The organism is Bifidobacterium eulemuris (genome assembly GCF_014898155.1).
GTDB classification, from domain to species: domain Bacteria; phylum Actinomycetota; class Actinomycetes; order Actinomycetales; family Bifidobacteriaceae; genus Bifidobacterium; species Bifidobacterium eulemuris.
Window position 1 is genome coordinate 1172717 of sequence record NZ_CP062938.1, and the last position, 13233, is coordinate 1185949.

The 13233-nt window shown below is 60.1% G+C and carries 14 protein-coding genes; 1 reads left to right on the forward strand and 13 read right to left on the reverse strand.

What is annotated here, in order from left to right:
• Position 1 precedes the first annotated feature (1 nt).
• From rpmC to adhE, 11 genes are all read right to left on the reverse strand, one after another.
• A complete protein-coding gene (gene rpmC / locus BE0216_RS05280; protein ID WP_072724855.1) occupies positions 2-253 on the reverse strand; it encodes a 50S ribosomal protein L29 in 252 nt (83 codons plus the stop codon).
• On the reverse strand, positions 253-672 hold the full coding sequence (gene rplP, locus BE0216_RS05285) for a 50S ribosomal protein L16 (protein WP_072724853.1): 420 nt from the start codon (positions 670-672) through the stop codon (positions 253-255). The genes rpmC and rplP overlap by 1 nt, the downstream gene beginning before the upstream one ends.
• 6 nt (positions 673-678) lie before the next feature.
• Entirely contained in the window at positions 679-1485 is an 807-nt protein-coding gene (gene rpsC / locus BE0216_RS05290) for a 30S ribosomal protein S3 (RefSeq protein ID WP_094637310.1), read from the reverse strand.
• Between the two features lie 2 nt (positions 1486-1487).
• The gene (gene rplV, locus BE0216_RS05295) at positions 1488-1847 is read right to left on the reverse strand and encodes a 50S ribosomal protein L22 (RefSeq protein WP_072724849.1); all 360 of its coding nucleotides are present in this window, start codon (positions 1845-1847) and stop codon (positions 1488-1490) included.
• Positions 1848-1862: 15 nt separating this feature from the next.
• Positions 1863-2141: a 30S ribosomal protein S19 gene (gene rpsS / locus BE0216_RS05300; RefSeq protein ID WP_072724847.1), complete on the reverse strand. Its 279-nt coding sequence runs from the start codon at positions 2139-2141 to the stop codon at positions 1863-1865.
• 15 nt (positions 2142-2156) lie between these two features.
• The gene (gene rplB / locus BE0216_RS05305; RefSeq protein WP_094637311.1) at positions 2157-2987 is read right to left on the reverse strand and encodes a 50S ribosomal protein L2; all 831 of its coding nucleotides are present in this window, start codon (positions 2985-2987) and stop codon (positions 2157-2159) included.
• Between the two features lie 35 nt (positions 2988-3022).
• Positions 3023-3319 (reverse strand): 50S ribosomal protein L23, encoded by a 297-nt coding sequence (rplW, locus tag BE0216_RS05310; protein WP_094637312.1) that lies wholly within the window; start codon positions 3317-3319, stop codon positions 3023-3025.
• Between the two features lie 5 nt (positions 3320-3324).
• Positions 3325-3981, reverse strand: a complete 657-nt coding sequence (gene rplD, locus BE0216_RS05315) for a 50S ribosomal protein L4 (protein WP_072724841.1) — start codon at positions 3979-3981, stop codon at positions 3325-3327.
• A gap of 6 nt (positions 3982-3987) precedes the next feature.
• Complete coding sequence (rplC, locus tag BE0216_RS05320) at positions 3988-4638, reverse strand: 50S ribosomal protein L3 (RefSeq protein ID WP_072724839.1); 651 nt, start codon at positions 4636-4638, stop codon at positions 3988-3990.
• A gap of 17 nt (positions 4639-4655) precedes the next feature.
• Positions 4656-4964, reverse strand: a complete 309-nt coding sequence (rpsJ, locus tag BE0216_RS05325; RefSeq protein WP_003827292.1) for a 30S ribosomal protein S10 — start codon at positions 4962-4964, stop codon at positions 4656-4658.
• A 461-nt stretch (positions 4965-5425) separates the two neighbouring features.
• A complete protein-coding gene (gene adhE / locus BE0216_RS05330; protein ID WP_094637313.1) occupies positions 5426-8155 on the reverse strand; it encodes a bifunctional acetaldehyde-CoA/alcohol dehydrogenase in 2730 nt (909 codons plus the stop codon).
• A gap of 488 nt (positions 8156-8643) precedes the next feature.
• Here adhE and BE0216_RS05335 point away from each other — a divergent pair, with 488 nt between their 5' ends.
• The gene (locus tag BE0216_RS05335; protein ID WP_094637314.1) at positions 8644-9774 is read left to right on the forward strand and encodes an ROK family transcriptional regulator; all 1131 of its coding nucleotides are present in this window, start codon (positions 8644-8646) and stop codon (positions 9772-9774) included.
• Here the strand turns inward: BE0216_RS05335 and BE0216_RS05340 are convergent.
• Together BE0216_RS05340 and BE0216_RS05345 are read right to left on the reverse strand one after the other, a co-directional pair.
• Complete coding sequence (locus BE0216_RS05340; RefSeq protein ID WP_094637315.1) at positions 9747-12257, reverse strand: glycoside hydrolase family 31 protein; 2511 nt, start codon at positions 12255-12257, stop codon at positions 9747-9749. The two genes, BE0216_RS05335 and BE0216_RS05340, sit on opposite strands and share 28 nt — an antisense overlap.
• Positions 12258-12286: 29 nt before the next feature.
• Positions 12287-13231, reverse strand: coding sequence for a carbohydrate ABC transporter permease (locus BE0216_RS05345; RefSeq protein ID WP_094637316.1), 945 nt, complete (start codon positions 13229-13231; stop codon positions 12287-12289).
• Between the last annotated feature and the right edge of the window lie 2 nt (positions 13232-13233).

Here is a 13233-nt window from a genome sequence, read left to right on the forward strand (position 1 = left end):
ATCACTTCTCCTTAGTTTCCGTTGCGGCCGGCTCCTGGCTGATGCCAAGCTCGCGTTCGCGCAGCACGGTGTACATGCGGGCGATGTCGTGCTTGACGGCCTTGAGACGAGCGGTGTTCTCGAGCTGACCGGTCGCATGCTGGAAGCGCAGGTTGAACAGCTCTTCCTTGGACTTCTTCAGGAAGCCCTCGATCTCCTCGTTGGTCTTCTCGTTGAGATTCTTGATGGAGTATTCAGCGGTTCCGACTGCCATCAGATGTCACCACCTTCACGCGCAATAACACGGCACTTCATGGGGAGCTTGTCGATGGCGCGGCGCAGGGCCTCGCGAGCGACTTCCTCGGACACGCCGCCGATCTCGAACATGACGCGACCGGGACGGACGTTGGCGATCCAGAATTCGGGCGTGCCCTTACCGGAACCCATTCGGGTGCCGAGCGGCTTCTTGGTCAACGGACGATCCGGGAAGACCGTGATCCACACGCGGCCACCACGCTTGATGTAGCGGGTCATGGCGATACGAGCGGCCTCGATCTGGCGGTTCGTCACGTAGGCCGGGGCGAGCGCCTGGATACCGAAATCACCGAAATTGATCTCGTTGCCACCCTTGGACATGCCAAAACGGGTGGGGCGATGCTGCTTGCGGTACTTAGTCCTCTTTGGGATAAGCATTCTTGCTCACTCCTTCGTTTCTGCTGCCTGGGGAGCCTCGGCGGCGGCTTCGGCCTTGGGGGCTTCGGCGGCGGCCTGCTGCTGGGCGGCGGGACGGTTGCCACGGCGCGGACGGCGATCGCCGCGACGGCCGGGACGGTTGTTCTGCTGGGCCTGCTGCTCCTCGAACTCAGCCTCGGTCATATCGCCCTTGTAGATCCACACCTTCACGCCGATACGGCCGTAGGTGGTCTTGGCCTCGAAGAAGCCATAGTCGATCAGGGCGCGGAGGGTCTGCAGCGGAACGCGGCCTTCGCGATAGAACTCGGAACGGCTCATTTCCGCGCCGCCGAGACGGCCGGAGAGCTTGATGCGGATACCCTTGGCGCCGGCGTGCATGGCATCCTGCTGGGCCTTGCGCATGGCGCGACGGAAGGTCACGCGGTTGGTCAGCTGCTCGGCGATGCCCTGAGCGACAAGCTGGGCGTCGAGAGCGGCGTTCTTCACCTCGAAGATGTTGAGCTGGACCTGCTTGCCGGTGATCTTCTCCAGCTTCGCGCGGACGCGCTCGGCCTCGGCGCCACGACGGCCGATCACGATGCCCGGACGGGCGGTGTGAATGTCGACGCGGACGCGGTCACGGGTGCGCTCGATGACGATACGGGACACGCCCGCACGCTCGAGATCCTTGCTCATCTCCTTGCGGATCTGATCGTCCTCAAGGACGAAGTCGCGATAACGCTCGCCGACCTTGTTGGAGTCAGAGAACCACTTGGAGCGGTGGTTTTCGGTGATGCCCAGACGGTAGCCAAACGGATTGATCTTCTGACCCATCTTTAGCGGGCTCCTTCCTTGTTAGCGACGACGACCGTGATGTGGGAGGTGCGCTTGTTGATACGAGCGGCACGGCCCTGGGCGCGAGCGCGGAAGCGCTTCATGGTCACGCCCTCATCGACGTAGGTCTCCTTGATGACCAGATCGTTCTCGCGGAACGGCTCGCCGGCCCTTTCGGCCTTGACGCGGGCGTTGGCGATGGCGCTCTCCAGAACCTTGCGGACCGGCAGGGCCGCGGACTGGGGGGCGAACTTGAGGATGGTAACGGCTTCGGTCGCCTGCTTGCCTCGGATGAGGTCGACCATGCGGCGAGCCTTGCGCGGCGTCACGCGGACGTGACGAGCAATTGCTTTAGCTTCCATGTGTCATTCTCTCCTTTAGCGGCGGGACTTCTTGTCGTCCTTCACGTGACCCTTGAAGGTCTTCGTGGGGGCGAACTCACCGAGCTTGTGGCCAACCATGGATTCGGTGACGAACACCGGAACATGCTTGCGGCCGTCATGAACAGCGAAGGTGTGTCCGATGAAGTCCGGGGTGATCATCGAACGGCGCGACCACGTCTTGATGACGTTGTGCGTGCCCTTCTCGTTCTGATCGTCGACTTTCTTCTGCAAGTGGGCGTCGACGAAGGGGCCCTTCTTGATGCTACGAGTCATCTTCTCGATACTCCCTTACTTGCGGTTCTTGCCATTCGGACGACGACGAACAATCATCTTGTTCGAAGCCTTCTTCGGACGACGAGTGCGGACTTCGCCCTTGCCCCACGGGGAGACCGGCGGCTTGCCGCCGCGGGTACGACCGCCGTGCGGGTGGTCGACCGGGTTCATGGACTCACCACGGGTGATCGGGCGCTTGCCCATCCAACGGGCGCGACCGGCCTTGCCGAGCTGCACGTTGGCGTGCTCTTCGTTGCCGACCTCACCGACGGTGGCGCGGCAGCGCGCGTCGACGTTGCGGATTTCGCCGGACGGCATACGCAGCTGGGCGAGGTTTCCGTCCTTGGCGACGAGCTGCACGGAGGTGCCGGCGGAGCGGGCGATCTTGGCGCCACCCAGCGGGCGGAGCTCGATCGCGTGCACGACGGTACCGGTCGGGATGTTGCGCAGCGGCAGGTTGTTGCCCGGCTTGATGTCGGCCTGGGCGCCGGTCTCGATGACGTCGCCCTGCTTGATGCCCTTCGGCGCGATGATGTAGCGCTTCTCGCCATCGGCGTAGTGCAGGAGGGCGATACGGGCGGAGCGGTTCGGATCGTATTCGATCTCGGCGACCTTGGCGGGCACGCCGTCCTTGTCCCAACGCTTGAAGTCGATGAGACGGTACTGGCGCTTGTGACCGCCGCCGCGATGGCGGGAGGTCATACGGCCGTAGGAGTTGCGACCGCCGGTCTTGGACAGCTTGCGAACCAGCGACTTCTCAGGCGTGGAACGCGTGAGCTCGGAGAAATCCGAGACGGACGCGTTGCGGCGGCCTGCAGTCGTCGGCTTATAAACGCGGATAGCCATAATGTAGTTCTTCCTTTGACTTTCTCGGCTAGCCTTCAGTTACCAAAGATGTCGATGGTCTGGCCCTCGGCGACGGTCACGATCGCACGCTTCTGGGAAGCGCGCTGGCCGAAACCGGTGCGGGTGCGCTGACGCTTGCCGGCGCGGTTGAGGGTGTTGACCTTCGTCACCTTGACCTTGAAGATCTCTTCGATTGCCTGCTTGATCTGCACCTTGTTCGCGTCCGGGGCCACCACGAAGGTGTACTGTCCCTGGTCGGAAGCGGCGTAGCTCTTCTCGGAGACGACGGGCTTAAGAATCACGTCGTACGCGGGCTTGTGAATAGCGACCATCTAAATCAGGCCTCCTTCGGCTCGGTCTTGGCGGCGACGAAAGCCTCGAGGGCTTCCTTCGTGAAGACCACGTACTGCGCGGTGACCACGTCGTACGTATTGAGCTGATCAACGAAAATCGGGTGAACGGTCGGGATGTTGCGCACGGACAGCCACTCGTTGATGTTGTCACGAGTGAAGACCACCGTGGTGAACTTGTTCTCGGTGATCGGGGTCAGCGCGGCGACGGCGGCCTTGGTGGACGGCTCGGTGATGCCGAAGTCCACGACGGCGATGCGACCGGCGTTGGCGCGATCGGAGAGGACGTAGCGCAGGGCCGCGGCCTTCATCTTCTTCGGGGTGCGCTGGTCGTACTTGCGCGGGTGCGGGCCGAACACGACGCCACCGTGGTACCACTGCGGAGCGCGGGTCGAACCCTGACGGGCGCGACCGGTGCCCTTCTGCTTCCACGGCTTCTTGCCGCCGCCGGAAACATTGGCGCGGGTCTTGGTGGAGTGGGTGCCCTGACGGGCCGCGGCCAGCTGGGCCACGACGACCTGGTGCACCAGCGGCACGTGGGACTGGATGTCCTCGGCGGAGATGCCGAACAGCTCGGCCGGCGCCTCAACGGTGCCGGAGGCCTTGCCCTTGGCGTCGGTGACGTTCAGAGTAACGTTTGCCATGATCTATCAGGCTCCCTTCACTGCCGAACGGACGAGAACGATACCGCCCTTGGGGCCGGGAACGGCGCCCTTGACAGCGATAACACCGTTCTCAACATCCGCGGAAACGATGGTGAGGTTCTGCACGGTGGAGGTGACGTGGCCCATACGGCCGGCCATCTTCTTGCCCTTGAGAATGCGACCCGGGGTGGCGCAGGCGCCGACGGAGCCGGGACGACGTTCGTTCTTGTGCGAACCGTGGGTACGGCGGTAGGACTTGAAGCCCCAGCGCTTGATGGTGCCGGCGAAGCCCTTGCCCTTGGTGGTGCCGGTGATATCGACCTCGGTGCCCTCGTCGAACACTTCGGCGGTCAGCTCCTGGCCCACCTCATACTCGGTGGCGTTGTCCTCGCGCACCTCAACGAGGTGACGGCGCGGGGTGACGCCAGCCTTGGCGAAGTGGCCAGCCAGCGGCTTGGTCACCTTGGTCGGGTCGATCGCGCCATAGCCGATCTGCACCGCGGTGTAACCGTCGGTCTCATCGGTCTTGATGGCGGTGACCACGTTGGTGGACACGTCGATCAGGGTGACGGGAACGAAGAAGCCGTTCTCATCCCACACCTGGGACATGCCGAGCTTCTTGCCCAGCAGCGCCTTACGATCTGCTCGTTGCGACATAGCGGTTCCTCCTCCCCTTACAGCTTGATCTCGATGTTGACATCCGCGGGCAGATCAATGTGCATCAGGGAATCCACGGCCTTGGGGGTCGGGTCCACGATGTCGATGAGGCGCTTGTGCGTGCGCATCTCGAAATGCTCGCGAGAATCCTTGTACTTGTGAGGAGAACGGATAACACAGAAAACGTTCTTCTCGGTCGGCAGCGGAACGGGGCCAACAACAGTTGCGCCCGCGTTCGTCACCGTTTCGACGATCTTCTTCGCCGATTGGTCGATGACCTCGTGGTCATAGGACTTAAGCCTGATGCGGATTTTCTGTCCCGCCATTGCCGTCCGCCCTTTCTAGCGATTCGTGTACTGTTTACCAATCCTGCTTCGTTAAGGGCACCGGCGCGCATGGCCTCCTTTGGACATACGTCCACTGGCGGTCATCCGTCATCAGTGCGCGGCCTCCAAGAACCACTGGTGGTTATTCTTGGTCCGCGCTCGCTTTTTTGATTCCAATATGCGAGCCCAAAACAGGCAACTTCTCAATTAAAGCATCAGGTACGGATTAAGGGATATGGGCGTGTCGCCGCGCGCATTCCCCTTCGGGGAATGCATATCGCGGCGACGCGAGGCGGATCAGTGAAAAGCCCAGTGGGCTTTTCACCCGCCGGAGCCATCCTTATAACAAAACTGTTCCACCTCATCACGCAATGCTGCCCATACCTATATATATGCATACGCAAAAGGACCCGACTCCATACGGAGCCGGGTCCTTATATCAGTTCAACGCCAAGGCGTCATCACCGCTCGGAGGCTTCCTCCGTGGCGGCTTCGCCTTCGCGCTCGACGCGCAGCTTGTGGCCTTCGGCCTGGCTGACGCCGTAGTAGGCGGCGATGGCGATGTCCTTCATGTCCTCGATCTGCGGGATGCGCGGGTTCGCGGGGGCGCACTGGTCCTCGTAGGCGCGCATGCCGATCTGGTCGAGCACGCTCCAGAAGTAGTCCTCGTCCACACCGCAGTCCTGGAAGCTCTTGTTCATGCCGAGCTTGTTGTCGCGGTAGTCCTCGACGGCCTTCGCCAGGTTCTCGACGGCTTCGGCCGGGGTCTTGCCCGGGTCGATGCCGAGGTTGCGGGCGATGTCCTGGTAGCGCTCCGGGGCGATGTACTTGTTGTACTTCGGCCAGGAGGTGGGCTCCTCCGGAACGGATCCGTTGTAACGGATCACGTACGGCAGCAGGATGGAGTTGGTGCGGCCGTGGGCGATGTGGCACAGCGCGCCGATGGTGTGGCTCATGCCGTGGCACATGCCGAGGAACGCGGAGCCGAAGGCCATACCGGCCATGGTGGCGGCGTTGTGCATCTTCTCCTGGGCGCGGGTCTTGTCCTCACCGGGCTCGCCGTTGACGGATTCGGCCAGGTTGTCCCAGATGAGCTTGGCCGCGTGCAGCGCCATGCCATCGGTGAAGTCGTTCGCGTACACGGACACGTAGGCTTCCATCGAGTGGGTCAGGGCGTCGAAGCCGGCGTCGGAGGCGAGGCGGCGCGGCTGGGTGCGGGCCAGCACCGGATCGACGATGGCGACCGACGGGGTCAGCGCGTAATCGGTGATCGGGTACTTGTAGCCGGTCTTGTGGTCGGAGATCACGGCGAACGGGGTCACCTCGGAGCCGGTGCCCGACGAGGTCGGGATGCACACGAGCTTGGCCTTCTTGCCCAGCGGCGGGATCTTGAACGCGCGCTTGCGGATGTCGAAGAACTTCTCGCGCACGTCGGAGAAGGAGATTTCCGGGTGCTCGTAGAGCAGCCACATGATCTTGGCCGCGTCCATCGGGGAGCCGCCGCCGACCGCGATGATCGTGTCGGGCTCGAACTCCTCGCGCATCATCTCGGCGCCCTTCTCGACGGTCTCGACCGAGGGCTCCGGCTCGACGTAGTCGATGATGCGGAAGGTGACGCGGTTGGCGCGGGCGCGCAGCTGGTCGATGATCTTATCGACGATACCGAGCTGCTCCATCACCTTGTCGCACACGATGACGGCCTTCTCGATGCCGTACATGTCGCGCAGGTACTTGACGGAGTTCGGCTCGAAGTAGGTCTTCGGCGGGATCTTGAACCACTGCATGTTGTTGTTCCTCCGAGCGATGCGCTTGACGTTGATGAGATTCACGGCCTGCACGTTGCCGGACACGCTGTTGCCGCCGTAGGAGCCGCAGCCCAGGGTCAGGGACGGGGCGACCGCGTTGTAGATGTCGCCCACGCCACCCAGGGAGCTCGGGGAGTTCCAGATGATGCGGCAGGCGTGCATCCTGAGGCCATACTCACGCACCAGATCCTGGTTGTTGGTGTGGATGGCGGCGGTGTGGCCGGCGCCGTGCACGAGCATCTGCTCGCACATCACGAAGGCCTCGTCCTTGTCCTTGGCCTTGAGCACGGCCTGCACGGGGCCGAGCTTCTCCATGGTCAGGGGCTCGTTCTCGCCGACTTCCTTGCATTCGGCGGCCAGAATGGTCGCGTCGGCCGGGATCTCGAAGCCGGACTGGCGGGCGATCCACTGCGGGGACTTGCCCGGCACCTTGGAGTTGAGGACCGGCTTGTTGCCGGAGAAGGCGGTGCAGCCGAACATGAACTGCTCGAGCTTGGCCTTCTCCTCGTCGTTCACGAAGTAGGCCTTACGGCGCTTGAGTTCCTTGACCAGCGGCGCGTAGACGTCCTTGTGGGCGATGATGGCCTGCTCGGTGGCGCAGATCATGCCGTAGTCGAAATGCTTGGAGAGGATCAGGTCGTTCGCGGCGCGCACGATGTCCACGTCCGCGTCGACGTAGGCCGGGGCGTTGCCGGCGCCCACGCCGAGGGCGGGCTTGCCGGAGGAGTACGCGGCCTTGACCATGCCCGGGCCGCCGGTGGCCAGGATGGTGGCGATGCCGGGGTGCTTCATCAGCGCGCCGGTCGCTTCGATGGAGGGATGCTCGATCCACTGGATGCAGTCCGCGGGAGCGCCGGCCTCGACGGCCGCGTCACGCACGATGCGCGCGGCCTCGGAGGAGCACTTCTGGGCGAAGGGGTGGAAGCCGAACACGATCGGACAGCGGGTCTTCAGGGCGATCAGCGACTTGAAGATCGCGGTGGAGGTCGGGTTGGTGACCGGGGTCACGCCCGCGACCACGCCCACGGGCTCGGCGATCTCGTCGATGCCCATGACGTCGTCTTCGCGGATGATGCCGACGGTCTTCTGCCCGGCCAGGTAGTTGGTGACGTGCTCGCACGCGAAGATGTTCTTGGTGGCCTTGTCTTCCACAAGACCGCGGCCGGTCTCGTCGACGGCCATCTTCGCCAGCACGAGATGCTTGTTCAAAGCGGCGATCGAAGCCTTGGCGACGATGCGGTCGACCTGCTCCTGATCCAGCTTCTCGAACTCCTCAAGGGCCTTCAGGCCCTTCTTGACGAGAGCGTCGACCTCGGCCTCGGCCGCGGCCTGCTTCTCTTCGGGGCTCGGCTTGGTAGCCTCGATGTTCTTCTTTGCTTCTGCCACTTTCGGTCCTCCTCGATCTAGGATGTCGCAAAGGGTGGTGTGTTGTCGCAGAACCTATCTGTGACCCAAGTCACAGGTTACCGGAGAGCAGCCGCTTTTGCACATTTGCCGTGTTGCACACTTCACGGTATTTTCTGTGCTATTTATGTTCTTCTTTTGTTCTTTTTTGCGATTTAATCGACTATTTTCTACCATTTGAGTGATTTTGTCCGCTTTTATGTGCGAAATCGAACATCACTTCGGACAAACTTCTTGAAATTTATTTTCCATAAGTTTTTCCACACAAAATAATTCTTTGAAGTCATTTTATAAAAGTCAGGCGCTACACCCCGCAAAACCGTTGCCATCACGCCGTTTCTTATATCACCACCACAGTCAGCCAAACAGCGGCATTCGCCGTTTCATCAGCACATTTGGCAAACACTTTTGATAAAGTGATGCCAGATATCGTCGAAATACGGCATAGGCATGGGATCAAGGAGCCGACAATGAAGACAGCATCCGTCGCCGCGCTGAAGGAACAGAACCGCCGCGCCATCACCGACTACCTCTACCGGCACCACGACGTCACCAAGCAGACGCTGGAACGCGAGCTGGAACTCAGTCTGCCGACCATCACCGCCAACCTGCGGGCCTTGGAGCAGGAGGGGCTGATCGTTCGCGGCACACCGCAGGAATCCACCGGCGGACGCAAGGCGCAGACCTACGAGTTCTCCCCCACATCCCACGCCGCCATCGGCGTGGCCGCCTGCGCCGGAGGCATCACCATGTGCGCCGTGGACCTGCGCGGCAACGTCATCGCCCGCAGACACAAAACCACCCAATACCGCGACAGCGACGCCTACTATCGCAAACTCGGCGCGATGGTCACCGAATTCGCCGACGCCGTGTCCAAACAGGGCAGCGCCATTCTCGGCGTCGCCTTCTCCATCCAAGGCATCGTCTCACCCGACGGACGGACCATCACCTTCGGCAATATCGTGGGAAACACCGGACTGACGCTGGAAACGCTGGCGCAGGGAGTGGACTATCCCGCGCTGATGATCCACGACTCGGACGCCTCCGCCATGGCCGAGCTATGGTTCGATTCCACCATCACCGACGCGGTCTGCGTGTATCTGGAACGCCGGCCGGGCGGCGCGGTGATCGTGGGCGGGCAACTCTACCAGGGGCCGAACCAATGCAACGGCACCATCGAACATATGCGCCTCGTGCCCGGCGGCGAGGAATGCTATTGCGGGCAGCGCGGATGCATGGACGTCTACTGCTCGCCGGAGACGCTGATGGAGGACGGCGAAAGCCTGCCGGGCTTCTTCAGCGTGCTGGAACAGGGCGAACGCGATCATCGCGAGCGCTTCGACGAATGGCTGGGCAATGTGGCGCAGGCGGTGGCGAATATCCGCGCCGTGCTCGCCGGCGACATCATCATCGGCGGCGAGGCGGCGCAGTATCTTGACGACGCGGACATCATCGACCTCAAACGCCGCGTGGACGCGCTCAGCCCCTTCGCCTCGGAGCGTTTCGAGCTGCGCAAAAGCAGCTGCGCCGATGACCAGAACATCATCGGCGCAGCCCTACGCTTCGTCCAAACCTATATCGACGAGATCTGCGGCGAGTAGCCTCGCGCAAGTACCTCATCCACAGCATGAATAACCGGCGTAGGCAAAGGCGGATTAATGGTGTTCAACGCCGCGTGTGCGTTCACGCCCAATTCACACACCATGCCATAGGACTTTCGCTTCGCATCATCAGAAATCTGCGCATCGCGGAATATCGTGTAGATGTCCCGTTCAGTCGGATTTTGCGCAATACCGAGTCTGCCTGGAAACTCCACGGTGATGGCTCTATCGACAGGAAGCTCTGGCAATGCAATCGTTATGGCCAACGTCGCTGGATCGTACGAAGCCTCAACTGCGAAAGGTTCTCCACCGTCCATACGCACAGTCACTGAATCTTCATCCAAACAATCGGCCACGCCACGAACGGTTACGGTCCATTGCCTTGTTTGGGGGACGACCTGTGGTTTCTCCGTCTTCACCGCACCGATGACGAGTTCGGATCGCCTCTCATCGAAAGTGAAGGTGGTACAGGCCGTAATCGCAACTTTTTCTTCGGCACCATCATCCTCAATCATGGTGAACGACCCATCGGCTCCGGGAAACAACATGATTTGCAGCGATTGCGGGTTCATCACCGAATTCAACGGCTCGGATTCCGTTTGCAACGGCACGATCGCGCCAGCATGGACGAATACCGGCATGCCATCGAGTGGACGCCAAACCTCCATCCTTCTACCAGAGACAGGTTCAGACACATAATGACGACCGGTGAAGAAGTCGAACCACATGCCCTGCGGCAGCCACACATCGGCCTTGCCCATTTGCACGCACCGTTCACCCGGCGTAACGATAGGTGCGACCAACAACTCGCTGCCAAACAGGAACTCGTCCGGGAACTGGTAGGCTTCATCCAGCTGAGGATAATGCCAATACAGCGGCTGCACCAATGGTTCCGAATCCCGGGCGGAACGCCAATTCATAGTGTACAGATATGGAATCAACGCATGACGAAGACGCAACGCATGCACCATCGCCGACTCTGTTTCGAGACGGAAGTTCCAAGGCTCCTTGCCTGAGAATGGCGAATCCGTCGAGTGTAGACGATTGATGGGGCTGAATGTCCCCAGCTGATACCAGCGAGCCTCAAGCTCCTCATCTCGATAACCGAGCATATGACCGCCGATATCATGACTCCACCATCCATACCCAATATTCGCAGCGGTGGCTGTGAATTCCGGCTGGAAGCGCAATGATTCCCAAGTCATATGGGTGTCGCCAGAGAAACCAATTGGATAGCGATGCGATCCAGGCCCCGCATAGCGGGAAAAAGTGAGAGGTCGACGGTTTCGTTCCGCATAGGATGAGCCGTCCTGTCTTGCCGACTCCAGATAGTGCAGGTGGTTCAAGCCCCACAACGGATCGAGTCCCGGCTGACGGGTCACACCACCTTGCTGCCAATCAATCCACCAAAAATCGACACCCTCGTCTTCCAACGGATGATGGAGTCTGTCGAAATAGGCTTCCATGAAGCGTGGACTCGTCAGATCGAATTGGACCGCTTCTCCTGTGGATGGATCAATGCCCATGGCTTGGGCCATGGTCTCATACTGATCCTCATACGCTCTGATACCGTCTTTCGGATGTATGTTCAATGTGACGCGCATTCCATGCTCATGCAACCAAGCAAGGAAACGCCGCGGATTAGGGAAGAAGTTCCGGTTCCACGTGTATCCGGTCCAACCGGTTCCGTATTGCCGATCCACATCGTCGACCAGATGCCAATCCATATCGATTACGGCTGTGGTAAATGGAATCCGTTCACTCTCAAATCGCTCGATCAAAGCGCAATATTCGCTCTCGGTATACCGGTGAAAACGACTCCACCAATTGCCGAATGCGAAACGAGGCAGTAGCGGCGTTGCACCCGTTAATCGCATAAAATCACGAACCGCTTCACGGTAACGATGCCCATAGGCGAACAGATAGATATCCGTCGTATGTGTATCTTTGGGAACCACCCAAGTGCCGAATGGGTTGGGTGCACCGTGGACGGCTGGCACCTCGCGAATGAGATTCGCGTCAGAGTCATCGATAATGGCCCAGCCATCCCGACTGTTGACGCCCACTTCTAGAGGAATACGCCCGTTGGCGTTGTCCAATGTGCGAGCGGTTCCGCCAAGATTTCCCCGCTGCTCATCACCGTAATGCCAAGTGTTGTTACCAGAGGGCACCTGTTTGACCGTGGCATACAGGCCCTCTTTGCTGAAAGGACCGCGATTGTACGAGATATGCACGGATGCGGTGTCAATCTCCAACCATCCGTCGCGATCCTGCACCGTATATTGCGGCACTTCGTTGAAATCTCGCACCATTGTCATCTGCGTGGCGTCATCCACAAACACGCCGCTGTCCGACCATTCGAATCGCACCAGCGCGTCGGTGATCAGACCAATACGCCAATGTTCCCCTTGGATAACCGCTCGCGTATCCATATGGGGCTGAATACCTTGCGAGCGCAGCGAAAACTGTCGTGCATCAACCATGTGTTTGCTCCTATTCGAATGGCCAGCTGTCAGCCCTTGACAGCGCCGATCATAACGCCCTTATTGAAATATTTTTGCAGGAACGGGTAGATGATAAGCAGCGGCAAAGTGGAGACCAGAATGATACCAAACTTGATCTGATCGCCCAGATTCTGCGATTGCGCCGCGGACATGCCCGCCGCCCCTTGGTCCGTCTGATTGGCGAGCAGAATATTCTGCAACACCACCTGCAACGGCTGCTTGTCTTGCGTGCGAATATAAATCAAACCGGTGAAATAATCATTCCAGTGACCTACGAAACAGTACAAGCCGATAACCGCGATAATGGCGCTTGACAACGGCAGCACTATCTTCACGAAGAACCCAAAATAGCTGACGCCATCCACACGGGCGGCATCACGAAGTTCCTCCGGGATGGAGCTTTCGAAGAAGGAACGTGCGATGATCATGTTGTATACGCCGAAAGCACCCGGCAGGATGAACACCCACATCGAATCCAAAAGGTTCAGCTGTTTCATCAACAGATAGCTCGGCACCAAGCCTCCGCCGAAGAACATGGTGAAGGTGAACAGGAGCATCAGCACGCGTCTTGGTTTGAATTCCTTGCGGGCACATGCAAACGCCGCCGGGATAGTGACCAGGAGGTTCACAACCGTGCCGACCACGGTGTACAGGATGGTGTTGGCGTATCCCGTCCAGATTCGACTGTCGGCAAGTATCGTCGCATAGGCATCGAAGCTGAAGCCTTTAGGCAGTAATGTGACATTTCCGGTCGCCACATCAGTCGGATCGGAGAACGATGCGATGACGATAAACCAGAGAGGATAGATAATCACCAGTACGATGGCGACGACGATCACCGCGATAACGCCGTCGACAATCCAGTCGGACATTGTTTTCTTTTGACGCACGCGAGGGTTAAAAGGAATGCTTTCGGAACGAGGACGATCTTGCACGGAGGCTTGTGAACTCATGG